Consider the following 23,930-nt stretch of genomic DNA (forward strand, 5'->3'; position numbering starts at 1 on the left):
GTAAAAGGAGCAGGAAACGATAACGTTTCCTGCTCCTTTTCTTTAATACCAATAGGTTGGATAATTGTACATATAGCGTCTGAGCATTTCTTCTTGCTCTCTTTGCATTCTGTATGGATTGCCGTATCCGTGCTTTAAAGAATGCGGAATAGACGCATACCCGTGCCCCACTGACGGAAACCTCATATATGGTGACATCGACATTCATTGATCACCTCACAATCTCCTTTTACGGTTATCATATGTGCAGGTGATCAATGTGGAGCGTGTCTAAACCTGGTCCTTCTCCCTTGTATAACAATCAAGCATTGCAAGCATCATAAACATGTCAATCTCCTCCTTTTCATGTTTTTATTGTCCTTTTTAGTTCATGTACTTTAGTTGTTTCTGCTTCATTTCTTCATAAAACGTTTCGACTTGTTGTTCATAAAGAACGGTTTCAATGTCCTTGTATTTACGTTGGATCGTCAAAGTAATAAAAAATAAATGGATTGTCATATACGCTCACCTCCCTTCAGTTCGCAGCACGCGAAATAGCCCGCAGATCTTCTTTATCAGTTGACCTGCGGGCACACAAAAATGCAGATCAAAAGACAGTGTCTTCTAACCTGCGATGGATGATACGTGAAATCCTCGTTTACTTAAACAGTTTTGTAGCGTGAACCGTAAAAGGTAAAGGAAGGACACGAGCTCTTCCACAGGCTGATGACATGATGAAATTGGTTGTTGAATTGATCACAAGTAGATACGAATAACATATTCTTCAGCCTCCTTTACGTTTTTAATTACTTTGTAAGTATATCCAGCAAGCACCATTTTGTAAACCTGTTTTTAGTAAATTAGATGATTTTTGTGTGTTTGACTAAATTTCTACAGTGATTCTTGTCCGATTATCCAGTGTAATCAAAAAAGTCTCCTCATCATATGAGGAGACTTTTTACTTAATCTTCATCTAGTTCTTGTAGCTTTTTTTGAAAAAAGATCGCACGTTTCACGCAAAGAAAAGCAGCTAATAGGAAAACACAATCAACTGCCAGCATCAGCATTTTTGGTGATGCTTCTAGGTGTTGATTCGGTAAAATCGTACCAATATATAAAAAGGTGCTGACAGCAAGCAAAATAAAAGCGTATTGCTTGTAATCTGTCACTAAACCATCCCACTTTTTCTTCACTTGATTCACCTTCCCGTTATCAATGTCTATTGATAGCTTACCATAGTGAGAGAAAGCGAGGGGCATGTAAATCTATCCATTCGTTACTGCGTCGAGCCCTTGTTCAATATCATGTAATAAGTCATCAATATCCTCAATACCGACAGAAATACGGATTAAACCATCTGTGATACCAAGCTCTTCTCTGCGCTCTTTTGGAATAGATGCATGGGTCATGCGAGCAGGAACAGAGATTAAACTTTCAACCGCCCCTAGGCTTTCTGCGATTGTAAACAATTTCAATTGGCTTAAAAACACGTCGACATTTTCTTCTTTTCCAATATCAAAAGAAATCATACCGCCAAAGCCTGTTGCTTGAGTTTTTGCAAGCTCATGACCTGGGTGAGCGCTTAAACCTGGGTAATAGACACGTGTAATCGCAGGATGCTGTTCTAAAAACTCAGCGATTTTCTGCGCGTTTTGTTGATGTGCTTCCATTCTTAGCCCGAGCGTTTTCATTCCTCGCATTAGAAGCCACGCATCTTGCGGTCCAAGAATACCGCCTGTAGAGTTTTGAACAAAGTGCAATTCTTCACCAAGCTCTTCAGTAGCTGTCACGACAAGTCCGCCCACCACATCACTATGGCCGCCTAAATATTTTGTGGCACTGTGCAAGACAATGTCAGCCCCATATGAAATCGGCTTTTGAAAATATGGGGTAAAAAACGTATTATCGACAATCATCAAGATGCCAACTTCTTTTGTGATCCGGCTTATGGCTTGTAGATCGGTCATTTTCAGCAATGGATTGGTTGGAGATTCAATATAGACAGCTTTTGTTTCTGGTAAAATTGCTTTTTTCACCGCTTCAGGATCACTTGTGTCTACAAATGTGGCTTTAATGCCAATCCGGTTGAGCACCTTTGTCATCACACGATAGGTTCCGCCGTACACGTCATCAGTCAGTACGATATGATCTCCGCTGTTAAACAGCATCATCACAGCTGTAATTGCAGCCATCCCTGAACCGAATGCATAGCCGTTTGCCCCGCCTTCAAGATCACGAATGACTATTTCCAGTGCTGTTCTTGTTGGATTCGCAGTTCTGGAATATTCATATCCTGTGTGCTCGCCTGCTTTAGGCTGCTTATAGGTGCTGACTTGGTAAATGGGAACAGACACGGCTCCTGTTTTTTCATCACCAGTGATTCCACTATGAATCATCATTGTTTTTGGCTTCATTTTATTTTCCTCCCTCATAAATACCTTTACTTAGATAACGCTCACTGCTATCAGGAAAAATAGTCACGATCACCGTCCCAGGTGATGCCTTTTTCGCTTCCTCTAAAGCGGCAAATAGAGCGGCTCCAGACGAGCTTCCGAGCAGAACACCTTCCTTTTCAGCTGCTTCTTTCACCATTCGGAAAGCATCATCGTCACTGACGGTATAAATCTCGTCAAATAAAGTCGATTCCATATAATCTGGAATAAATTCAAGGCCAATTCCTTCCGTTCTATGCGGTCCCGGCTTTCCGCCATTTAAAATAGATCCTTCTGGTTCCACGATCACTGTTTTTAGCGCTTCTTTCTGCTCTTTTAAATAGGCAGCACAGCCTTGAAACGTTCCGCCAGAGCCCGCTCCTGCTACAAACACGTCTATGTTTCCCTGGAGGTCAGACCATATTTCTGGCCCGAGCGTTTTATAGTAAGTCAATGGATTTACTTGGTTTTTAAATTGTAAGACGCAATAAGCATTGTCAAGGCTTGCCTCTAGTTCAAGGGCTCGATCAATCGCACCCTTCATCCCATCTTTTCTTGGTGTATGAATAATCTCTGCACCAAGCGCCTTCATGAGCTGTTGTTTCTCTTGACTAAAATGTTCTGGTACACAGAAGATCGGATGCAATTGATGTTTTCTTGCACTTAGCGCAAGCCCGATGCCTGTGTTTCCTGCAGTTGCTTCAATAATGGTTCCGCCTGGGCGCAGTTTGCCCGATGCCAACGCTTCTTTAATCAGCATATCACCTAAGCGATCCTTAATACTTCCGCCTGGGTTCATCATTTCAAGTTTTGCATAAACATCAACACCTGCCGGCACACCCATCCCTGACAGTTTTAAAAGCGGTGTGTGGCCAATTAATTCCGTAATATCATGTATGACAGCCATATAAATCCCTTCCTTTGTATGGAAAAGAAGGGGAAACCCCTTCTTTTATTGTGTTTGCTTTATCATACGCAGGACAAGGTCTGTTGAGTGAATCGCTGCTTGCTCTAGAAATTGATCAAAAGAGATATTGGATTCTTTCCCAGCAATATCTGACAACGCTCGAACGACCACAAATGGCGTTTCAAATAGATGGCAAACTTGCGCAACTGCTGCTGCCTCCATTTCCACTGCATACAGCTCTGGAAATTTCTCTCTCACAAACGCGACACGACTAGGATCATCCATAAATGAATCTCCTGTTGCAATCGTTCCTTTTGCCACTTGAATATGATCGATTTCTGAAGCAGATTCCTCTGCCAGCTTCACAAGCTGATCATCTGCGATGAAAGCAGCTGGTAATCCTGGCACTTGTCCATATTCGTAATTAAAGATCGTCACGTCCACATCATGATGTCTAACATCTGTAGAGATGACAATATCACCTACATTTAATGAGTGATGGAAACCGCCAGCTGATCCTGTATTGATCACATAATCTGGCTGAAAGCGGTCAAGCAGAAGTGTTGTGCTGACCGCTGCATTTACTTTTCCAATCCCTGATTTTAATAAAATCACTTCTTTATCTTCATAAACACCTGTTGTAAATTCACACCCAGCGATGTTTTCTTGTGTGGCATTCTTTAGTTGGTCTCTTAAAATCGTCACTTCTTCTTCCATTGCACCTATCACTGCGATTTTCAAATCAAAAACATCCTTTCATTCCCTTTTCTTCGCTTCTACGATCCACACAAAATCATTCATTTGATGAAAAGATGTGCTAAAACCTTCTTCTTCAAAGATTTGCTTTAACACACCTATGGATGGATAATATTCCGTTTCTAAATCCTCTGCAAGCTGATCGAACCCAGCGGCTTTCGCTTTGTTCGTTGCAGCTTGATGTGCTGCTTGATTTTGAAACATTGTATCAGCAAAGACTATTTTACCACCTGAGGGAAGGATGTTGCCATAGGTGTGGATGGCTTGTTTTTTTTCTTCGTCCGTTAAATGATGGAAAGCATATGAACTGACGATCGTATCAAGCTCAAAAGGTGGGGCTGGAAACGATAAAAAATCTCCGTCATGAAATACATTTGGTATTCCTTTTTGAAGAGCCGCTTTCTTCATGGCCTCTGAAGGTTCAACGCCAAACACTTTCTTATCTGCTTGAAGCAGTGCCGCTGTTAGGTTTCCTGTGCCGCTTCCAAACTCAATGACATGTTGACCTGCACGGCGAGTAATCTCTTTTAGAATGGCCGGATACCGGCGAAACACTTCTTTATACTGCTCGTCATGACCACTTACAGTGTCATCATAAGATTCAGCCCAATGATCAAATAAAGAAAGAAACTCACGTCCCATTTTTCTTTCCCTCCACTTTATCTATTTATTCCTATGCGTATAGTATGTTTTATTCCATCGAACAGTTCCTATCCTACCACATCTTCTGATTCTTTCCTACTAAAAAATACTGAGTGGGGTAGAAAAATATTTGCCCTTTTGAATGGGAGAGATTATGATGAATCTAGAGCATGGAGGGATGAATGAAATGGATTTTCAACTGGATTTTTTAAAGGACAAAATTGAATTTTTTGAAGCAACGTCTTTAAAAGAACTTGAACAAAAGATCCAAAAACAAATTGAACATAATCAGGCGATCTTGCTGACTGTTCATTCTGTGAGTCATCAAACGACTGTCATTGATGATAAGATTTTGTATACAGCAGTTGTTCATTTTAAAGCGAATGTCTCATAAAAAAAGATCAGCGTGTAGGCAGTCAGGTCTGTACGCCGGTGCTAGTCCTTCCTAGACTGCAAAGGTTTTCTATCACGCTAAAAAGAAGAAAAAGGCTAAAATGAGTTTCATTTTAGCCTTTTTGCATGCATGTTTTTATTTTATTTTAATTTTTCAACCTTCACAGGTTTCCAGCCTTTTTCGTCCACCCACGTAATTTCTACACGGTAGCGTTCACCTGTTGATTTATCACGGATGGTTCCTTTTGCATCTTGAGGTCCTCCGTTATTTCCTAACCAAATAACAGTCATTTGATCTTCTGAGATTCCTGTCGCATAGGACATGGCTTTGATCATTTCTTTCCAGTCTTTTGAGTTAGCATCATAGGTTGCTGTATGTGATCCCGATTGCTCTGTTCCTACAGGCTCCCAGTTATCGTTTTCATATGTTTTGTCTACGTCACTTGTTTTACCGCCATCTGTTTCTGTGGCATCTTTTAACGCATCTTTGTTTGGCTCTTCTTCATCATCTGTTTTCTTTGTATCGTCTTTTTTGTCAGATGAATCGTCTTTTTTCGCATCCGCATCATCGGATGTATCTTTCTTTTGATCTTTCACATCTTCTTCTGAGTTTTGTTTATTTTCACTCGATGCAGGTGCTGTTTTGGATGGTTCGTTGGCTACATCTTTCGGTGGTCTATTAAAAATTAACAAACTCGATGCGACAACCAAAATAAGCACCACAACGATACCAATTAATATGTTAAGCACCATATTCGCCTTTCTGCGCTTATCACGATGTTCAAATCGAGAATTTCTACTCAAAATCTCTGCACTCCTTTGCCTCTGTTCCCTAAGTCGTTACTATTCTAACATGACATGAAGGGATGTTCTATGTCTGTTTCTTTTCAATTTCATTGACCTTTTTTACAATATCATAAAACGCTTCATTTGTCTTAGCCCGGCCACTTGCCTCATCAAGGTGAACAACGACGAGAGCGTATGTTGGTTTTTCTGCCGGAAAGTATCCGGCAAACCACTTGTGATAAAGTGGATTCCCCTGTTTGTCTTTGCTGCCGGTTTGGGCAGTGCCTGATTTCCCTGCTATATGGAACGGCAGGTCTTGAAATCTTCTTCCTGTTCCTTTGTCAGACGTCACCACCTGCCTTAAGTACTTTTGCAAGGTTTGAGCTGTATAGCGGTCAATACTGTCACCATCAGGTCGTTTGTTTTGAAAGGATAGCATCGTTGTTCCGTTTTGATACATCACTTTATCTGCAATCCTCACTTCTTTTCGTTCTCCACCCCTTGCAATCGTTGCCATCATATTGGCAATTTGTAAGGGGGTTGTTTTGACATTTTTTTGACCAATTGCCGTTTGCGCAATGGCTTTTTTGACATGCTTGTCTCTTTTATCTCCCCACACACTGCCTGTTTCTTCACGATCAAACTGTTTGAATTGTTGCTTATGGTATACATCCCCTTCCCAGCCGGCTCGATCCACAAGCCCCAGCTTTGAAGCTGTCTTTTCAAGGATTTGATCATCTGTTTGGATGAGCTGCTCAGCGAGTGTCGCAAATGTATAATTACAGCTTTGCGCAAAGCTTTCAGACAGATTCAGTACTTCCTGCTTTCCTTCTGGCTCTCCATATAAATTCTTTCGACAATCATACATCGTTTGTGGTTGGTTCAAGTTTTTTTCAATCGCTGCGGCAAGTACGACCGTTTTAAATACAGAACCGGGAGCCATTGCGGTCAGCATGTAATTTCTTGCCTCATGCCGGTTTTTGCTGGTCACATTTGGAACACTCGCCATCGCCAGCACACTGCTATTTTGAATGTCGAGCAGAATCGCTCCGCCTTTTTCAAGACCTTGTGCTTTGAAAACATTCTCCATTTCCCTCTGCATGTCTTCGTCCATGGTTGTCTGCACTTGCAGCGGATAAAACGAATGAGCTTCTGCTGTATATTTGACGTCCATCCCAAACAAAGGGTTTCCCCTTCCGTCCACATGATATAACAATTTTGTGTCTTGCTCTGGTAATAGAAATTCGTCAAATGTACTTTCCAAACCGAATGTACCGATCTCAGTGCGAATCGAAAGCTCTTTTTTGTCCGGATAACGTTTTCTCAAGAGTTCTGGATTCTCGCTTGTGAAACCTAATGTGTGGAGGGCAAGTCTTTTTTTGTCCTTCTCTTTCATATATACGCCGTAAACACCTGAATATTTCATATCATTGATGTCTTTTAGCTTTTTTTTCGTGATATCATCTTTTAAAATGAGTGGTTTCTTCGTTTCTGTCAGCTGGCTCTTCAATTCATCTTCTTCCATCTCAAGTATAGAAGCGGTTTGTTTTAAGTGAGGGAGGTCATATTGCAGGAAAGGAAATATGATGACCGCAGGCTCTTCTTTTGTGAGAAGTGCCTCGCCGTTTCGATCTAAAAATTCGCCGCGTCCGTCTGAAATGACTACTTCTTCTGTCCGCTGCCTGACACTTTCTTGGATCAAATTAATATCAAGCTTTGAAAAAGATTCTGTGAAAAACAACTGAATTTCCGCTAGTCTAAATAGGAGACCGAGCAATAAGATAAAAATAATGACACTTGTCCATTGGATTCTTCTTGTTTTCAGCATAAAAACACCTCGTCCCTATTGTGGACGAGGTGTTGATCGTATAAACGTAATTATGAAATTTTTACAATTTGGACGAACATTTCTCCGCCAGGTGTTTGAACCGTGACTTTGTCGTCTACTTGTTTGCCTAAAAGGCTTTTTGCAATTGGAGAATCGTTTGAAATTTTACCTTCAAACGGATCGCTTCTGCACTTCCTACAATCGTATAAGACTCTTCTTCACCGTCCGGTAATTCAACGAATGTCACCGTTTTACCGAGTGAAACAATATTTGAGTTACCTTCATCTTCAATAATTTTGGCATTACGAATCATATTATCAAGCGTTGTAATACGACCTTCTACAAACGCTTGCTCTTCTTTAGCAGAATCATATTCCGAATTTTCAGAGAGGTCTCCAAAACTTCTAGCGATTTTAATACGCTCTACAACCTCTTTACGTTTAACCGTTTTCAAATATTCAAGCTCTTCTTCTAATTTGCGCTTTCCTTCTTCTGTCATTGGAAATACTTTCTCTTGTGCCATGAATCATTCACTCCTTCTATTAATCCTCATCATACAAGCTTTCTGCATGTGAGTGACGACTGAAATATACAAGAATGAGGACATATTCCGGCCCTCATTCCTTCTGTCCCATATTCGTAAAAGTCCATCTTACATGGCGTCCCTTTTAGATGCAACTATTATGCCTTTTTATTAGGCAGGAACAGCAGCGGTCTCATGATGATATATTATCTTCATCGCACAAACTGTGGAAAGGCACAGGAAGCTCCTGTACCTCGTTCGGCCATTTCGATCATATGTAGAAGAATAGCTTATCCATTCTCCATCTTCCAATACATAATATGGTCAGTGTACGATATGTCTATGCTATATTATTACAAAATTGCATTTTGATCAAGAATTGTTTGAAAATTTGTGATGATTTGTTTGTCGTTTTTTTAATATACTTTTACAAAGCAGGAATAACTGAAACTTTCAGCATCCCATCGTGATTTTCCTGTCTCCATTTCGCAGCATTGTTTTCCTATCATATCAAATCTTTTATTCAGAGGACTGCTTCTTACAATGCTCACCGATGATTTCGGACTAGCCATTACTAAAGTATTGACTACAAGAGCAGGATGTTGAAAAGACCTTTACGTCGTAAAGGTCTTTGTTCTTCTCCACCATTTACTCTCCGCGGTTTTGAAGAATCGTTTGAATTTTTGTCACCATGAGGTCTATTGCGACATGGTTTTGTCCACCTTCTGGAATGATGATATCCGCGTATCGTTTTGACGGTTCAATGAATTGATTGTGCATCGGTCTGACGACAGATACATATTGTTCAATCACGGAATCAATCGATCTGCCTCTTTCTTTCGTATCACGTAAAATACGGCGAATGATCCGAAGATTGCATCTGTATCCACATACAGTTTAATATCCATTAAGTTTCTTAGACGTTCATTTTCAAGAGCAAAGATTCCTTCAACGATGATGACATCTTTGGGCTCAACATGTACCGTCTCTTCTGAACGTGTGTTTAGTTTAAAATCATAAATTGGTTTTTCAATGGACTCGTACTTTAGCAGCGCTTCTACATGCTCAATCATCAGGTCATTGTCAAAAGCAAGCGGATGATCATAATTGGTCAGCAGGCGCTCTTCAAATGGCATATGACTTTGATTTTTATAATATAAATCTTGCTGAAGCATGAGGATTGAATGTCCTTTAAATTTTTCGTAAATGGAATTGGTGACGCTCGTTTTACCTGAACCCGAGCCGCCAGCGATTCCAATCACCACTGGTTTTTTCCCCATGTGCCGGTTATTTCCCCTTTCTCATCATGTTGCTAGGGTATACTTTTTGATCAAGCTTAAATTTCACAATTTGCAGTGGATGACGAGCGGCATCGAGTTCGTTCCCTTTTTCGTCCCAAATCGTCTCAATCTTGCATGTGAAATTTTCGATTTCTGGACCGAAAAATTCAACTTCGTCGCCAGCTTTAAAGAAATTACGCTGCTGTAATGTGACAATTTGTTCTTGTTCATCATAATGAAGTACAAGACCGACGAAATCAAAGGTCGTTTTCTTTCCGTGAATGCCAAACATTTGTTCATCCGTTCCTGGTACACCTTCAAAAAAGGCAGGAGCCGTGTCACGGTTGGCACATTTGTCTAATTCATCGAGCCATTCTTGTTGAATGACGAAATTGTCTGGATCCGCACAGTAAGCATCAATGACTTTACGATAGACACTGACAACTGTTGCTACATAATGAATGGACTTCATTCGTCCTTCGATCTTTAAGCTATCAATTCCCATTTCGATCATTTGCGGTATGGATTCGATGAGTTTTAAATCTTTTGGACTCATCGCAAATGGAGCATCTTCTTCACCGAATAAAGGCGCTTCCTCAGAGCCTTCTAGTTTATAAAGATCATAATCCCAGCGGCAAGATTGGCAGCAGCCTCCGCGGTTTGAATCTCTCGCTGTCATATGGTTACTGAGCACGCAGCGGCCAGAATAAGCAATACACATCGCCCCGTGAATGAACGTTTCGATTTCAATATCCACTTTTTCTTTCATTTCTTTAATCTCTAGGGCGCTTGTTTCACGTGCAAGGACCACACGCTCAAGCCCTTCTTCCTTCCAAAACTGCACCGCTTTCCAATTTGAAAGAGACTGCTGTGTGCTCAAGTGAACTTCAAGCTTTGGAGCTACTCGTTTGCATGTTTCAATGATGAGTGGATCAGCGACAATAATTCCCGCTACACCGGCTCCTTCAATCCCTTGAAGATATTCTTCCAGCCCGTCCATGTTTTCGTTGTGGGCGAAAATATTCGTTGTCACATAAATACGAGCACCGTATTTGTTCGCAAATGCGACACCTTCTGCCATTTCTTCAATTGAAAAGTTATCTGCATTTGAACGAAGTCCAAATTCTTTCCCGCCAATAAAAACAGCGTCTGCTCCATAATGCACAGCAATTTTTAGTTTTTCTAAGTTACCTGCTGGCGCTAGCAGTTCTGGTTTTTTTGTAATGACACGTTTTCCATCGATCACTTCAGAAATTCCATCTTTTAAAAGTGCCATTTCCTCTGCCTCCTTTTATCTTAATAAACCGTTTCTTTAAAGAAGAACCCTGTATCGATTGAACGGTTGACAGGCTGGATCTCTTCAATACGCTCCACCCATTCATCTTTCTGATCTTCATAGGCTTCCTTATCAGTCACTAGTAAATCAATGGCTTTTCGATAGAGGGATGTCACCTCTGTCATATAAGAAAGTGACTTTAAAATTCCGTCAATTTTAAATGAGTCAATGCCTGCGTCGACAAATTCTTCTAATTCATCAATCATACATACATCATTTGGACTCATAATGTGTGTGCCATTTTCATCCTCAAAAATAGGATATTTGTTTTGACGCTCCTGGTCGTGAAGGAATAGACCTTCTTCCATATTTCTGCCTTCCACGTCCATTTGTTTACCTTGATATTCAAAATAGTTGCCAACAAGTGTCCGTTTGGATTGGAACATACAGGTCATGCCGTGGACTTGAATTTCAATCTCCACTTCGGCGTTTTCTTTGATATCAATCACGCTATCCATATTGAGTTCTTTGGCAAGAACAGCACGTGTTGCGCCTTTTCTGCCCCAGTAGTTACAAGTGTAATAGTTTGTCCCAGTTGTTTCTGTACTCCAGTGCAGATTCAAGTTGACACCTGTTTCTTTTGCGGCCATGATCACTGCCGGATCTCCAAAAACGACACCATCCACGTTTAACCCATCGAGAAAGGTTAAATAATCTCCAAGCAGTGCCACACGGTCATTATGAAAAATCGCATTCATGGCGACATATACTTTTTTGTGATGTGCATGTGCGAGTTGAACCGTTTGTTTCACATCTTCTCTTGAAAACTCACCTGCAAGACGGATTCCATATGTTTGTTCACCTATTAAAAATGCGTCAGCACCCGCTTCAATGAGTGGCAGTACATCCGACACCTTGCTTGGCGTCACAAGCAATTCTGGTTTTTTCATGATTGGTCACCTCTTTTTGTACTAATAGCGATCCCATCTCCAACCGGAATGATACACGTTTGGTAGTCAGGATTTGACATCAGCCATTGATTGTATCGATCAATTTTGCCTATTAATTGTTTTTTTCGTTTATCTTCAATTTCTTCTTCATAATTTGTCGCAACTAAGCCTTTAAATAATACGTTGTCTGTAATAATCATTCCGTCATCGGACAGCATCGGTTCAAACAGCTCAAAAAAGCGTTGATACTGGCCTTTTGCCGCATCAATGAAGATCACATCATAGGGCGCCATCGTCTGAACCGTTTTAGCTGATTCGATCGCATCGCCAAAAAACACGTGAATTCTATCTTTGAAATGTAATTCTTCAATATTTCGTGTCGCTTCCTCATAACGTTTCGCATTTCGCTCAATCGTATAGATTTCAGCATCTGGCAAAGCTTCTGCCATTCGAATCGCTGAATAGCCAATCGCTGTCCCAACCTCAAGAATCTTCTTTGGTTTTTTCAAAGAAAGCAGCTGCAATAACAGTTCAATGCTCACCTTTTCCATGATTGGCACATGATGCTCTTTCGCATACTCCTCTAATTGAGCGATGGCATCAGGACTCGGCTCAATTAAATCTTCAATATAATCATTTATTTGATCATCTTCGATTGTCATTATATGTCTAGCTCCTTCATGACCTGAAAAAGAAGAGTCCTGCCTGCTGCAGCTCTCTTTCTCGTCAATCTTTCGTTCATCTAAGTAAAAACAACCCGATATATTTTACCACAAAGATGTGGTAATTGCGAACCTATAAAATGGATATAACAACGAAAAAAACTGCAGGCAATTTCACCATTGTCTACAGTCTTTTTCCTTTCACATGAGCGCTAGTTGCTGCCAGTGATGTATTTCGCTTTTGCTTTGTTGTGCTCATTTAACGTTTTCGTAAAGACGACTTCCCCATTTTTCTTTGCTAGGAAGTAAACAAAATCTGTTTTCTCTGGATGGAGTGCTGCTTTCCAAGAAGATTCTCCAGCATTGGCAATAGGTCCAGGCGGCAGCCCTTTGTTTGTATACGTATTATAAGGTGATTTCACTTTTAAATCTTTGTAATAAACACGGGACTTATGCTCGCCAAGCGCATAAAGAACGGTTGGATCTGTTTGAAGCGGCATGTCCTTTTTCAACCGGTTATAAAACACACTTGAGATTTTTGACCGGTCTGTTTTTTCGGTTGCTTCCATTTCTATCAGGGATGCCATCGTTAGGACATCATGGATGGACATCTTTCTCTTTTTCATGTCCTTTTCATACGTTTTCACATATTGATCTGTTTGTTTAATCATCGTGTCAATGATGGTTTCAAGTGATTCATCCTCACGATAAAACGGATACGTCGCCGGGAATAAATATCCCTCTAACGGATGCTTGACCTGTTTCCCGTTCACTTGTGATGTCACCGTTTTCGGGTATTTTTTCATCAATTTTTTAATAAAGGCTGGATCATCCAGCTTCGCTTCAACTTCCTTCGCTGAAAAATTCGTCTGGTTTGCGATAATAGTTGCAATATCAGACAACTGTTTCCCTTCAGGTATCACAAGCTGAAATGCGTAATCTGTCCCGCCAGATGTCAGCTTTTGAATTAGCTGATCCGCATCCATTGTTTGTTTGAGATGAAAATAGCCCGCTTTAAAGCCTGACGCTTTTTTGTACTTTGCATAGTAAGTGAAAATCGTGTCATTTGAAATCAGCTCATTTTCTTTTAAAATGCTCGCAATTCCACTGACAGATGTCCCATTTGGAATATGAATATTAATGGTTTGTTTGCTTTTTTGATCGACCGGCCCGAGTGCTGATTTTACATATAAAAAACCTGATAATGCTGCAATGATAATCACAGCAAGTACAGATAACAGGACGATCCCCATTTTTCGTTTAAAAAATGGTCGTTTCTTTTGTTCTGAAAACATGCATGGCCCTCCTCACATCTAGCTTTTATAGTACATGATTCGACGGAGTTCGGCAATTACTTGCTCATGCATGTCATGACAGAACTTGCCATAGTGTGGCTAAACCGACACCGCCTCCACTGCCAATTGCAGCCATGACATAACTTCCATTCGGTAAGGCGCGGGCTTCGTAAAACAGTCTCACCATCATAGCAGCTCCCGAGGCGCTATATGGATGACCAAGACAAAGCGCACCGCCTCTTTTATTGATACGGTCATAAGGAATACCTAGTGTCCGGGCAATGAGTACTACTTTGAGCGCAAACGCTTCATTGATTTCAAAAAGTGCAACATCTTCTATCTTCACCTGTTCTTTATGTAAAAGTTTATTGATTGCATCAATTGGTGAAGCAGCAGGATAATGCGGGTCCATAGCGGTCACGGCACTCCCGATATACCGCAGCATAGGGCTGAAGCCTTTTGCCTCCGCTTCCGCTCTTTCCATCACAACCACGGCAGCTGCACCATCTGCTTCTTTACAGCTATTGGTCACAGTCACAGTACCTTTGCCTGGTAAAAAGACAGGTTTTGCCCGCTTTATCAAGCTTGCAATCGGTCTTATTTTAGCTGCCGCTTCATCTGTACTCATCCCGCCAATCGGAACAATTTCTTCTGAATACGTTCCTTGCTTGAATGCGCTTATACTTCGTTCCCAGCTTAAAAGTGCATAGTCATCTTGCTCTTGTCTCGCAACTGAAAATCTCGACGCCGTCAGCTCTGCCGCTTCCCCCATATGAGGGTCCCCTATCCACTCTGGAGAAAAGCGGGCCCTTTCTTTCATTGGTGACCGAGAAATGCTTTCCGTTCCACCAGCGATATACATTGATCCCTCCCCCGACTGAATCATGATGCACGCTGTTCTAATGGCTTCAAGACCGGAAGCACACTGCCTATCAATGGTCATACCCGGAATATGTAATGAAAGCCCTGCTTCTAACGAGGACAGACGGGCAATGTTGCCACCACCCCCGACGACATTGCCTAAAATGATGTCATCTGGCTTGGTCACGTTTGAAAAATGCTGGATCAAGGGCGCAGCTAGATGCTCTGGCCGGTAATCCTTCAACATTCCATTTTTCTCACCGAAGGGCGTCCGCTTCGCTTGTACGATCACGGCTTGCATGATAATTGTTCCTCCGCCCACTTTTTCATACTGGCACGAGCGATTTTCCCTCCTGATGTTTCGATCATTTTGTCCGTGACGAGCCATTTTTTTGGTACTTTGTATGCCGCTAATGTTTCTTTTACAGCTTGCCGAATGATTTTTGTTTGCTGTACATTCTCAATAATGGCAACAGGGATTTCGCCCCAATAAGGATCAGGAAGTCCAATCACGATTGACCGATTCACCTCTGGCTGTTCATTCAGCACACGCTCAATTTCCTCTGGAAAAATATTCAGTCCCCCATAGACAATCATGCCATTCTCGCGACCGCTCATATACAAGTAACCATCCTCGTCGAGCCACCCCATGTCATATACGGTCAGCCACTCTTCGGGCGGCTTTTCATCTTGTAAATAGCCTGAAAAAGACATTGGGCTTTTCACATAAATTCTCCCTATTTCATTTGGCTTGCAAACGGTTTGATCTGCCCTTCTGACTTCAACCTGAATAGAAGGAAAAGGCTTTCCGACAGAAGTAGGCTTTTGCAAAAAATCATCTGAAGATAAATAGGAGATAAAACTCAATTCTGATGTTCCATAAAAATCAAAAAATGTGATGTGGGGATTGCGGTTGACGAGCTGTTTTTTTGAAGAGTTTCCCCAATCTGCACCAGACGACAGGACAAGAAGCGGATTCTTTCCGAAAGCATCCATTTGCAGTAACGATTCTGTCATGGTCGGAACCGTATAAATAGCCGTGATGTCTCCTCTTTCTAAGATGTTCTTTGCTTTATCTGGCACAAATTTTTCTAACAATGTCACGGTGCCCCCGAAATAAAGTGTGCTGATCGCACCGTATAAAAAATGAGAGGATAAAAGTGTGCCCAAAATCAGTACATGATCTTTATGTGTGATCCCAAAGATGGAAGCTGTCATGCGAAAGCTCTCAATCCATGACTGCTGGCGTCTTATAAAGGCTTTGGGTGATCCCGTTGATCCTGAAGTAAAACCCATATAAAAAGCAGGATCTTCCTCCGTATTACTTTTGTTCGATTGAACGTTTATGCTGAGACTGATTCTTTCTTTCCATTCAGATAAAGAGAGCACTGGCATATCCAGCTTGTACTTTTCAATTCTTTTGATATATCGATCTTCCACAATGACAAGGTCTGCCTCGCTTAATAAGAGCTTTTCCGCGCATTCCTTATCACTCCACCGCGGATCAAGAGGCACCGCTGTCCATCCTGCAGAAGCTGCGCCAGCAAATAGTTGGAGAAACGGAACACCATTTGATAATAAAAAAGCGACTCTTTTTTGCTGATGAGGCGTTTCTTTTAACCATTGTGCAGATGACTTCACACGCTCATGCCATTCTTCATAAGTGATCTTCTCTTTTTCATCTCTGATCGCCATCTGATCTGGCTTCACTTTTGCATGAGCTGCATAGCTTTCCGTTATTCTCATCAAACTGCTCGCCTCCCTCTATGTAAGTCCCTTTTTCGATATGACATCGCTTGAATGATTTTCACCGTGAAGACGGCACATATCCCTGCTTTGATCAGATCACCCGGTAAATAAATGACGCTGAACAGAGCTGCTTGCGTGATCTTTATATGCATCATCATGGCTTGAAAGGGAATTCCGGCTATATATAATATCCCGATACTGCATACCGCATAGATTAAAAATAGTCGTAAGGCCGTCACTTTCTTCAGCCGGTTCAGCCACAGACTGATCATAAAGGCAGCCACTGGATAAGCAAGTAAAAAACCACCGCTTGGCCCAAAAAAGACCCCTATTCCGCCTCTCCCTCCAGATAAAAGAGGTGCGCCTGCTGCCACTATTAGAAGAAACAGAAGTAAACTAATCAGGGCTTGCTTTGGTTTTAACAGCCCTCCAGCAAGCAAAAGACCTGCGGTTTGTAAGGTGATTGGTACAGGTGTAAACGCAAGAAAAATAGGCGGAATCAATCCTAACATCCCAATAACTGCTGTCATGAATGCCATTTGCATCATATCGTGAATTTTCAATTTTCATACCCCTCACTCGATGTTTTTGATAAAAATAGCGTAAAAGGTCGAGTGATATATGTCAACTAAATTTCAATAATAGTTTACATATAGAATGTAAAAAAAGACCTGTGAAGAAAGATCACAGAGATCATGTTCACAGGCCTTTTATTCGTTCTATTCTTCTTCGTCTTCTTGATCTAAGAACGTATTTAACGTTTCTTCAATCATGTCCCACTCTTCATCCGTTTCAATTGGCTCTAATTCGCCATCTTCACCGTCTTCGTTTGGTGTGAAGCTTGATGCATGAATTTCAATCTCTTCGTTATCTTGTTCAGAAATTGGGTAGTAAAGAACATATGATTTGTTAAAATGGTCGCTTTCAAAAGTAAATAGTACTTCGCAAAGCTGCTCATTTCCATTATCATCAACGATTGTAATTTGCTTTTCTCCGTGTTCCATTTGATTCACCTCATTTTAATTTAAGCTGTCTAAGTATCCTTGAAGGATCATAACAGCCGCCATTTTATCAATGACTTTTTTACGCTTTTGTCTGCTCACATCTGCAGAGATGAGCATTTTTTCTGCTGCCATCGTTGACAGACGCTCGTCCCAAAGCACAACAGGAACATTGTACGTGTTTTCTAACACTTTCGCAAATGATTGGCTGGCCTCGCCTCTTGGACCGACCGTACCGTTCATATTTTTTGGAAAACCAAGTACAATTTTATCCGTTCCATATTGCGAGACGATCTCAGACAGGCGGCTGAGACCAAAGTCTCCGCCTGCTTCATCAATTTTAATGGTTTCAATCCCTTGAGCTGTCCATCCCATTTCATCACTGATTGCCACACCAAGGGTTTTCGTGCCTAAATCTAAGCCTAAAATTCTCATGTTTTACGCCTCTTTATGTGTCTCTAAGTACGATTTAACCAATTCCTCAATTAATTCGTCTCGTTCTAGTTTACGAATTAGGTTGCGTGCATCCTGATGTCTTGGAATATAAGCAGGGTCGCCTGACAGCAAGTATCCGACAATTTGATTGATCGGGTTGTATCCTTTTTCTTGGAGTGCGTCATAAACTGTTATGAGCACTTCATTCACATTGGTTTCAGCTGAATCATCAGAGAAGTTAAACTTCATTGTCTTATCAAATGAACTCACTGCTTCTTGCACCTCTCTTCCAACATTCTACTAGCAAGCTTTTTTCTAACCGCTCATCTAATACCATTATTCTACACTACATTGACTGATTATAAAACGGATTTGACAGATTCTTCGACAGTTGCCAGTGCTTCTTCAAGCTTTTCTGGCTGTTTACCGCCTGCTTGTGCCATATCTGGGCGTCCGCCTCCGCCTCCGCCGCAAATTTCAGCTGCCTGCTTCACAAGTTTTCCTGCATGAAGACCTTTTTCAATGACGTCTTTCGTCACACCGGCTGAAATGTTGACTTTTCCATTTTGAACGGCACCAAGTACGATGACAGCTGAACCTAATTTCGCTTTTAAGTCATCAACCATCGTTCTTAAATGGTTCATGTCTTTGGCGTTTACTTTTTCAGTTAACACGTTCACTCCGCCAACTTCGATGACTTTTTCTAAAATAGAGCCAGCTTCTGCTTGACTTAATTTCGCAAGAAGTGATTCGTTTTCTCTTTGAACTTCTTTTAAATCAGCCTGCAAGGAAGCGATGCGTTTTGGTACATCTTTTGTATTTGATTTCAGTTCATTAGCTGCCTTTTCTAAAATCGCAAGCTGATCATTTAATTCTTCATAAGCACCTTTACCTGTTACAGCCTCAATACGGCGTGTTCCAGCACCAATACCCGATTCAGATGCAATTTTAAACAATCCGATCTCCGCAGTGTTTTGAACGTGACAGCCTCCGCATAACTCGATGCTGTAATCACCCACTTGCACCACACGGACAATATCGCCATACTTCTCGCCAAACAGCGCCATTGCGCCCATTTCTTTTGCTTCAGCAATTGGTTTCAGGTCAATGGCAACCGAAATGCCTTCCCAAATCTTTTCGTTGACGATTTTTTCAATTTGTGACAATTCTTCTTTTGTTACTTGTCCAAAGTGAGAAAAGTCAAAGCGAAGTCTGTTTTCATTCACAAGTGAACCCGCTTGGTTAACGTGGCTGCCCAATACATCTTTTAGCGCTTGGTGCAAAAGATGTGTCGCTGTGTGATTTTTCACAATGCCTTTTCGAAGCGCTGATTCGACTTCCGCAGTGACTTCAATGCCTTTTTGAACCGTACCACTTACGACGACTCCTTCGTGGACATGCTGGCCGTTTGGCGCCTTTTTCACATCTTTGATATCAATGATCGCTTCGGCACTTTTTAACGTTCCTTTATCCGCCACTTGTCCGCCGCTTTCCGCATAGAAAGGTGTTTCATCTAATAAAATTTGCACCGTTTCCCCTTCGTGAGCTTCTGTGACAATTTCACCGTTTTGAAGCAATTCGATAATACGAGCATCTGCAGTTAAATTTTCATAGCCCACAAACGTACTTTCTGCTTTAATATCGCCTAAAGCCCCGCCTTGAACCTGCATACTACCTACATCTTGTCTAGCATTTCTTGCACGTTCACGCTGCTTCTCCATTTCTAGCTGGAAGCCTTCACGATCGACTGTCATGTTCTCATCTTCTGCATATTCTTCTGTGAGTTCGACCGGGAATCCATATGTGTCATAAAGCTTAAACACATCTTTACCGGAAATTTGTGAGCTGCCATTGTCTCGTTCTTTTTTGATCACTTCTGATAAAATGGCTAACCCTTCATTCAGTGTCTCATGGAAACGCTCTTCTTCATTTTTGATCACTTTTGCAATAAATTCTTCTTTTGCTTGAACATCTGGATAGAAATCCTTCATGATCTCCGCAACAACTGGAACTAGGTCATACATAAATGGACGGTGGATATGGATCGTTTTTGCATAACGCACAGCACGGCGCAGCAAACGTCTTAACACATAACCTCGGCCTTCATTAGAAGGAAGTGCTCCGTCACTTACGGCAAAGGCAACAGTACGAATGTGATCAGCAATGACTTTAAATGCTGTATCCTTTTCTTTCGACTCACCGTAGCTTTCTCCAGAAATTGTTTCTACCGCACGGATAATCGGCATGAATAGGTCTGTGTCAAAGTTCGTCGGTACGTTTTGAATCACAGAGACCATACGCTCAAGACCCATTCCTGTATCAATGTTTTTCTTCGGAAGCGGTGTGTATGTACCATCTGGATTATGGTTAAATTCAGAAAAAACAAGATTCCATACTTCTAGATAACGTTCATTTTCTCCGCCTGGATATAATTCAGGGTCGTTCATGTCGTTGCCATATGCTTCGCCGCGATCATAGAAAATTTCTGTATTCGGACCACTTGGCCCCTCGCCAATATCCCAGAAGTTGCCCTCTAGACGAATAATTCGTTCCTCAGGGACACCAATTTTATCTCTCCAAAGAACATACGCTTCTTCATCCTCTGGATGTACCGTTACAGATAACAGATTCGGATCAAAGCCAATCCACTCGTCACTTGTGAGGAATTCCCAAGCCCATTCGATTGCCTCTTCTTTGAAATAGTCTCCAATAGAGAAGTTGCCCAGCATTTCAAAAAACGTATGATGGCGTGCTGTTTTCCCTACATTTTCAATGTCATTTGTACGAATTGATTTTTGTGCGTTGCAAATACGCGGATTCTCAGGCACGACGCGGCCATCGAAGTATTTCTTTAATGTTGCCACCCCGCTGTTAATCCATAAAAGTGTTGGATCGTCATGCGGTACGAGGGACGCACTCGGTTCGACAGCATGTCCTTTTTCTTTAAAAAAATCTAAAAACATTTGACGTACTTGAGCTGAAGTTAAAGTTTTCATCATAAATCCTCCTTTTTTATTCCTCAATCTTCACACAAACGAAAAAACATCCCGCCCTATGCAAGCAAAAAACTACTTACACAGGGACGAGATGCTCTCGCGGTACCACCCTGATTATAGACATATGCGTCTATCACCTTCACATCCGATAACGCCGGAAGAGAGCGGCAGTGTTTATCTGCACTCGGGACTAGCTTCCGTTAAAGGTCTGATAAGGCTTTTCTCAGCAAACAAAGCCTCTCTCTGCAACAGCTTTTTAACGTACTCGGGTCCGTCATTGAATTCAATATGTATGAATCGAAATTATTATAGACAACTCGGCTCGTCTTGTCAATGAACGCTTCGTCTCATGTGAATATATTGCACAATGATGACCCTCATAATAGCTGCGGACGGCACGGCTAAAATCATTCCAATCAAGCCAAACAGCTCACCTCCAGCGAGTAACACCAGCATGATTACGACAGGATGCATATGCAGGCTTCTCCCGACAATGATCGGACTCAGTACATTGCTTTCTAAAAATTGAAGCACGGCTACTGTAATTAGCACAATGATCACTGACTTCACTGAGATGGTAAAAGCGATAAAGACAGCTGGAATCGCTCCAATAATCGGGCCAAAATACGGAATGACATTCGTTGCACCGATTAACATACCTAGTACAAGCGGATATGGAATATGAAACAGCCAAAGAACAATGGCAGCAGCTCCCCCAATTAAAGAACAGACAAGCAATTGCCCTCTAATATAATCCCCAAGTGAGTCATCCACTGCTTTCACAAAGGCATGTCCCCTTTTTCGGAAGCTTGGCGGGGTTAAATACCATGCTGCCCGCTTCATCGTGTTCATATCTTTCACCATATAAAAGACAAGAAAAGGAATAAGTGCAGCAACTAAGGCGTAATCAAGCAGTACTTTACAGCTAAGAATCATCCGCTCTGCCCCATTTGCGGCATACGTCTCAGATTGGACAATAAAACGATCCAGTCGTTCATGTAGTCCATCAGGCCAGTGGCTTGTATGACGATGAACATGCGATAAAGCACCATTATACGTTTCGGCAAGCATGGGAATTTGCTCCGACAATTCATTTAACTGAGCGATTAAAACCGGTGCCCCTTTATACACAGCCAAACCAATGCCGCCAAAAAACAGCACATATATCAATAAGAGACTGACCGTCCTTGGCAAACCTCGCTTATGTAGTCTTTCAACAATGGGATAAAGAAGATAAGAAATAAAAATAGCGATAAGAAGCGGGATCAAAACCGCTTTGAGCAATAAAAAAATAGGCATCCATAACTCGTCTAGCTGAACCAAAATGAGTAAAGACGCAAGGACAAGCAGTACACCTGCAGCATATATTAGAAACTCGATCGGACGTTTCTTCACCTTTTTCACCTCTCTTCTTATTGTTTAACCAACTTCTGCAATTATCCATGTAAATAAAATTTGTCCTAACTTTGTTAAAAATGAATACACATGAAACATACGGCTCCATCCAAAGTCACTGTTTGCTGTAAAATCTCGTTAGAAAATATTCCATTATTTTCTTATTTCTGCCTCATTTATGCTAGAATCCGCTTTAACTCAATCATTAGAAGAGGAGGTTCTTCATGATCACATTCGAAGAAGTCAACAAGCATTACGGCCAGTTCCATGTACTTAAGGACATTAACCTACATATTCAAAAAGGTGAGGTTGTTGTGATCATCGGTCCTTCAGGGTCTGGAAAAAGCACGATGCTCAGATGTATCAATCGTCTTGAAAGCATTGATGAAGGAAAAGTCCTTGTCAATCAAGTGTCTGTTCAGCATCCGAAAACCAACATCAATCTCATCAGGCAAAATATCGGGATGGTGTTTCAGCACTTCCATCTTTATCCGCATAAGACGGTGCTTGAAAACATTATGCTTGCGCCGATGAAGGTTAAAAAAGTGAGCAAAGAAGAAGCAAAGGAAACAGCTGAATTTTATTTAAATAAAGTTGGCATTCCTGAAAAAGCAGACACCTACCCTTCTAGACTCTCAGGAGGACAGCAGCAGCGTGTGGCAATCGCAAGGGGACTTGCAATGAAACCTGAGGTCATGCTTTTCGATGAACCAACATCAGCTCTTGATCCAGAGATGATCGGTGAGGTGCTAGATGTGATGAAACAGCTGGCAAGGGAAGGAATGACAATGGTCGTTGTCACGCACGAGATGGGATTTGCCCGTGAAGTCGCAGACCGCATTGTGTTTATTGATGAAGGAAGAATTCTTGAAGAATCTACACCAGCTGCCTTTTATGAAAAACCGCGCGAGAAACGCGCTCAGCTCTTTTTAAGCCGTATTTTAAATCACTAGGGGGAATGAATTTGATGAAAAAAATGAAACGCTTTGGCCTATTACTGTTGATGACTTTCTGTATGATCGCTCTCGCTGCTTGTGGATCTGCCGAGAAAGGCTCAACTGATGCAAAACAAGGCAGCTCATTAGAAGCCATTAAGAAAGACAAAAAAATCGTTTTCGGTGTGAAAAACGATACTCGTTTATTCGGTCTAAAAAATCCTAGTAGCGGGGATATTGAAGGGTTTGATATTGATATCGCAAAAGCGATCACTAAAGAAATGCTCGGTGATGAAGGAAAAGCAGAATTCAAAGAAGTGACATCTAAAACAAGAATTCCTTTACTGCAAAAAGGAGATATTCATGCCATTGTTGCCACAATGACGATCACAGAAGAGCGTAAAAAAGAGGTCAATTTCTCAGATGTTTACTTTGAAGCAGGACAATCACTGCTTGTGAAAAAAGGCAGCGACATTCAATCGATTGATGATCTTAAAAAAGGTACGAAGGTGCTTGCAGTGAAAGGGTCCACTTCTTCTCAAAACATTCGCGAAAAAGCACCAGAAGCATCCGTTTTAGAATTTGAAAATTACCAAGAAGCCTTTACAGCCTTAAAATCAAATCAAGGGCAAGTTCTGACAACTGATAATGCAATTTTATTTGGCATGGCAGACGAAGATTCAAATTATGAAGTCGTTGGCGGAACATTTACCGATGAGCCTTATGGCATCGCTGTGAAAAAAGGCGATGAAAAATTGACAGAAGCCATTAATAAAGCGTTAAAGGCATTAAAAGATAATGGAGAGTATGACAAGATTCATAAAAAATGGATCAAAGAATAATCAATTG

General features: G+C 41.4%; 24 protein-coding genes, 2 pseudogenes and 1 other annotated feature. Of the genes and pseudogenes, 3 read left to right on the forward strand and 23 right to left on the reverse strand.

The window, feature by feature from the left end; genetic code table 11:
- Positions 1–42 precede the first annotated feature (42 nt).
- From AC0VYC_RS12175 to AC0VYC_RS12205, 7 genes are all read right to left on the reverse strand, one after another.
- Positions 43–204, reverse strand: coding sequence for a hypothetical protein (locus tag AC0VYC_RS12175; protein WP_154666048.1), 162 nt, complete (start codon positions 202–204; stop codon positions 43–45).
- 159 nt (positions 205–363) lie between these two features.
- Positions 364–498: a YrzI family small protein gene (locus tag AC0VYC_RS12180; RefSeq protein WP_008342648.1), complete on the reverse strand. Its 135-nt coding sequence runs from the start codon at positions 496–498 to the stop codon at positions 364–366.
- 443 nt (positions 499–941) lie between these two features.
- On the reverse strand, positions 942–1,172 hold the full coding sequence (locus AC0VYC_RS12185) for a YrhC family protein (protein ID WP_148943687.1): 231 nt from the start codon (positions 1,170–1,172) through the stop codon (positions 942–944).
- Between the two features lie 72 nt (positions 1,173–1,244).
- Positions 1,245–2,393, reverse strand: coding sequence for a bifunctional cystathionine gamma-lyase/homocysteine desulfhydrase (locus AC0VYC_RS12190; RefSeq protein ID WP_327871840.1), 1,149 nt, complete (start codon positions 2,391–2,393; stop codon positions 1,245–1,247).
- Between the two features lies 1 nt (position 2,394).
- Positions 2,395–3,318 (reverse strand): PLP-dependent cysteine synthase family protein, encoded by a 924-nt coding sequence (locus tag AC0VYC_RS12195; RefSeq protein WP_024718360.1) that lies wholly within the window; start codon positions 3,316–3,318, stop codon positions 2,395–2,397.
- 45 nt (positions 3,319–3,363) lie between these two features.
- Positions 3,364–4,059 (reverse strand): 5'-methylthioadenosine/S-adenosylhomocysteine nucleosidase, encoded by a 696-nt coding sequence (gene mtnN, locus AC0VYC_RS12200; protein ID WP_039167112.1) that lies wholly within the window; start codon positions 4,057–4,059, stop codon positions 3,364–3,366.
- 15 nt (positions 4,060–4,074) lie between these two features.
- Complete coding sequence (locus tag AC0VYC_RS12205; protein WP_327871839.1) at positions 4,075–4,716, reverse strand: class I SAM-dependent DNA methyltransferase; 642 nt, start codon at positions 4,714–4,716, stop codon at positions 4,075–4,077.
- Between the two features lie 187 nt (positions 4,717–4,903).
- On the opposite strand from AC0VYC_RS12205, the gene AC0VYC_RS12210 reads away from it, so the two are divergent.
- A complete protein-coding gene (locus tag AC0VYC_RS12210) occupies positions 4,904–5,110 on the forward strand; it encodes a YrzA family protein (protein WP_024718362.1) in 207 nt (68 codons plus the stop codon).
- A gap of 140 nt (positions 5,111–5,250) precedes the next feature.
- Here AC0VYC_RS12210 and AC0VYC_RS12215 read toward each other — a convergent pair whose 3' ends face one another.
- The 16 genes and pseudogenes from AC0VYC_RS12215 to AC0VYC_RS12290 form a co-directional block, all read right to left on the reverse strand.
- The gene (locus tag AC0VYC_RS12215; RefSeq protein WP_007501430.1) at positions 5,251–5,913 is read right to left on the reverse strand and encodes a YrrS family protein; all 663 of its coding nucleotides are present in this window, start codon (positions 5,911–5,913) and stop codon (positions 5,251–5,253) included.
- 67 nt (positions 5,914–5,980) lie between these two features.
- Complete coding sequence (locus tag AC0VYC_RS12220; protein WP_327871838.1) at positions 5,981–7,723, reverse strand: peptidoglycan D,D-transpeptidase FtsI family protein; 1,743 nt, start codon at positions 7,721–7,723, stop codon at positions 5,981–5,983.
- A 50-nt stretch (positions 7,724–7,773) separates the two neighbouring features.
- Positions 7,774–8,246 (reverse strand): annotated as a pseudogene (gene greA / locus AC0VYC_RS12225) (transcription elongation factor GreA).
- Between the two features lie 648 nt (positions 8,247–8,894).
- A pseudogene (udk, locus tag AC0VYC_RS12230) lies at positions 8,895–9,526 on the reverse strand (uridine kinase).
- A gap of 7 nt (positions 9,527–9,533) precedes the next feature.
- Positions 9,534–10,802, reverse strand: coding sequence for a peptidase U32 family protein (locus tag AC0VYC_RS12235; protein ID WP_017358097.1), 1,269 nt, complete (start codon positions 10,800–10,802; stop codon positions 9,534–9,536).
- Positions 10,803–10,822: 20 nt separating this feature from the next.
- Positions 10,823–11,752, reverse strand: a complete 930-nt coding sequence (locus AC0VYC_RS12240; RefSeq protein WP_008342670.1) for a peptidase U32 family protein — start codon at positions 11,750–11,752, stop codon at positions 10,823–10,825.
- On the reverse strand, positions 11,749–12,414 hold the full coding sequence (locus AC0VYC_RS12245) for an O-methyltransferase (protein ID WP_008342672.1): 666 nt from the start codon (positions 12,412–12,414) through the stop codon (positions 11,749–11,751). The genes AC0VYC_RS12240 and AC0VYC_RS12245 overlap by 4 nt, the downstream gene beginning before the upstream one ends.
- Positions 12,415–12,626: 212 nt before the next feature.
- The gene (gene mltG, locus AC0VYC_RS12250) at positions 12,627–13,709 is read right to left on the reverse strand and encodes an endolytic transglycosylase MltG (protein WP_024718365.1); all 1,083 of its coding nucleotides are present in this window, start codon (positions 13,707–13,709) and stop codon (positions 12,627–12,629) included.
- Between the two features lie 73 nt (positions 13,710–13,782).
- Entirely contained in the window at positions 13,783–14,871 is a 1,089-nt protein-coding gene (locus tag AC0VYC_RS12255; RefSeq protein ID WP_327871837.1) for an acetyl-CoA C-acyltransferase, read from the reverse strand.
- Positions 14,859–16,316, reverse strand: coding sequence for an acyl-CoA synthetase (locus tag AC0VYC_RS12260; RefSeq protein WP_475390053.1), 1,458 nt, complete (start codon positions 16,314–16,316; stop codon positions 14,859–14,861). The genes AC0VYC_RS12255 and AC0VYC_RS12260 overlap by 13 nt, the downstream gene beginning before the upstream one ends.
- Entirely contained in the window at positions 16,316–16,882 is a 567-nt protein-coding gene (locus tag AC0VYC_RS12265) for a biotin transporter BioY (protein WP_475388559.1), read from the reverse strand. The genes AC0VYC_RS12260 and AC0VYC_RS12265 overlap by 1 nt, the downstream gene beginning before the upstream one ends.
- Before the next feature lie 156 nt (positions 16,883–17,038).
- Entirely contained in the window at positions 17,039–17,323 is a 285-nt protein-coding gene (locus tag AC0VYC_RS12270; RefSeq protein WP_017358102.1) for a DUF1292 domain-containing protein, read from the reverse strand.
- A 15-nt stretch (positions 17,324–17,338) separates the two neighbouring features.
- The gene (gene ruvX / locus AC0VYC_RS12275; protein WP_003216519.1) at positions 17,339–17,755 is read right to left on the reverse strand and encodes a Holliday junction resolvase RuvX; all 417 of its coding nucleotides are present in this window, start codon (positions 17,753–17,755) and stop codon (positions 17,339–17,341) included.
- A 3-nt stretch (positions 17,756–17,758) separates the two neighbouring features.
- A complete protein-coding gene (locus AC0VYC_RS12280; RefSeq protein ID WP_024718370.1) occupies positions 17,759–18,025 on the reverse strand; it encodes an IreB family regulatory phosphoprotein in 267 nt (88 codons plus the stop codon).
- 89 nt (positions 18,026–18,114) lie between these two features.
- The gene (gene alaS / locus AC0VYC_RS12285) at positions 18,115–20,751 is read right to left on the reverse strand and encodes an alanine--tRNA ligase (RefSeq protein WP_039167093.1); all 2,637 of its coding nucleotides are present in this window, start codon (positions 20,749–20,751) and stop codon (positions 18,115–18,117) included.
- Between the two features lie 79 nt (positions 20,752–20,830).
- Positions 20,831–21,038: a binding site (T-box leader), on the reverse strand.
- A gap of 43 nt (positions 21,039–21,081) precedes the next feature.
- Positions 21,082–22,146 (reverse strand): AI-2E family transporter, encoded by a 1,065-nt coding sequence (locus tag AC0VYC_RS12290; RefSeq protein ID WP_017358104.1) that lies wholly within the window; start codon positions 22,144–22,146, stop codon positions 21,082–21,084.
- Between the two features lie 224 nt (positions 22,147–22,370).
- Between AC0VYC_RS12290 and AC0VYC_RS12295 the strand changes: the two genes are divergently transcribed.
- Together AC0VYC_RS12295 and AC0VYC_RS12300 are read left to right on the forward strand one after the other, a co-directional pair.
- On the forward strand, positions 22,371–23,099 hold the full coding sequence (locus tag AC0VYC_RS12295; protein WP_007501456.1) for an amino acid ABC transporter ATP-binding protein: 729 nt from the start codon (positions 22,371–22,373) through the stop codon (positions 23,097–23,099).
- Positions 23,100–23,113: 14 nt separating this feature from the next.
- The gene (locus tag AC0VYC_RS12300; RefSeq protein ID WP_113767040.1) at positions 23,114–23,923 is read left to right on the forward strand and encodes a transporter substrate-binding domain-containing protein; all 810 of its coding nucleotides are present in this window, start codon (positions 23,114–23,116) and stop codon (positions 23,921–23,923) included.
- Positions 23,924–23,930 lie beyond the last annotated feature (7 nt).

The sequence above is a fragment of the Bacillus sp. iso_77 genome, assembly GCF_056173625.1.

What these genes read in the sequence shown, in the direction of transcription:
- AC0VYC_RS12175 (WP_154666048.1), bottom strand. Translation starts at nt 204, where the DNA reads ATGTCGATGTCACCATATATGAGGTTTCCGTCAGTGGGGCACGGGTAT.
- AC0VYC_RS12180 (WP_008342648.1), bottom strand. Translation starts at nt 498, where the DNA reads ATGACAATCCATTTATTTTTTATTACTTTGACGATCCAACGTAAATAC.
- AC0VYC_RS12190 (WP_327871840.1), bottom strand. Translation starts at nt 2,393, where the DNA reads ATGAAGCCAAAAACAATGATGATTCATAGTGGAATCACTGGTGATGAA.
- AC0VYC_RS12195 (WP_024718360.1), bottom strand. Translation starts at nt 3,318, where the DNA reads ATGGCTGTCATACATGATATTACGGAATTAATTGGCCACACACCGCTT.
- AC0VYC_RS12205 (WP_327871839.1), bottom strand. Translation starts at nt 4,716, where the DNA reads ATGGGACGTGAGTTTCTTTCTTTATTTGATCATTGGGCTGAATCTTAT.
- AC0VYC_RS12210 (WP_024718362.1), top strand. Translation starts at nt 4,904, where the DNA reads ATGGATTTTCAACTGGATTTTTTAAAGGACAAAATTGAATTTTTTGAA.
- AC0VYC_RS12220 (WP_327871838.1), bottom strand. Translation starts at nt 7,723, where the DNA reads ATGCTGAAAACAAGAAGAATCCAATGGACAAGTGTCATTATTTTTATC.
- AC0VYC_RS12235 (WP_017358097.1), bottom strand. Translation starts at nt 10,802, where the DNA reads ATGGCACTTTTAAAAGATGGAATTTCTGAAGTGATCGATGGAAAACGT.
- AC0VYC_RS12240 (WP_008342670.1), bottom strand. Translation starts at nt 11,752, where the DNA reads ATGAAAAAACCAGAATTGCTTGTGACGCCAAGCAAGGTGTCGGATGTA.
- AC0VYC_RS12245 (WP_008342672.1), bottom strand. Translation starts at nt 12,414, where the DNA reads ATGACAATCGAAGATGATCAAATAAATGATTATATTGAAGATTTAATT.
- mltG (WP_024718365.1), bottom strand. Translation starts at nt 13,709, where the DNA reads ATGTTTTCAGAACAAAAGAAACGACCATTTTTTAAACGAAAAATGGGG.
- AC0VYC_RS12255 (WP_327871837.1), bottom strand. Translation starts at nt 14,871, where the DNA reads ATGCAAGCCGTGATCGTACAAGCGAAGCGGACGCCCTTCGGTGAGAAA.
- AC0VYC_RS12260 (WP_475390053.1), bottom strand. Translation starts at nt 16,316, where the DNA reads ATGAGAATAACGGAAAGCTATGCAGCTCATGCAAAAGTGAAGCCAGAT.
- AC0VYC_RS12270 (WP_017358102.1), bottom strand. Translation starts at nt 17,323, where the DNA reads ATGGAACACGGAGAAAAGCAAATTACAATCGTTGATGATAATGGAAAT.
- ruvX (WP_003216519.1), bottom strand. Translation starts at nt 17,755, where the DNA reads ATGAGAATTTTAGGCTTAGATTTAGGCACGAAAACCCTTGGTGTGGCA.
- alaS (WP_039167093.1), bottom strand. Translation starts at nt 20,751, where the DNA reads ATGAAAACTTTAACTTCAGCTCAAGTACGTCAAATGTTTTTAGATTTT.
- AC0VYC_RS12295 (WP_007501456.1), top strand. Translation starts at nt 22,371, where the DNA reads ATGATCACATTCGAAGAAGTCAACAAGCATTACGGCCAGTTCCATGTA.
- AC0VYC_RS12300 (WP_113767040.1), top strand. Translation starts at nt 23,114, where the DNA reads ATGAAAAAAATGAAACGCTTTGGCCTATTACTGTTGATGACTTTCTGT.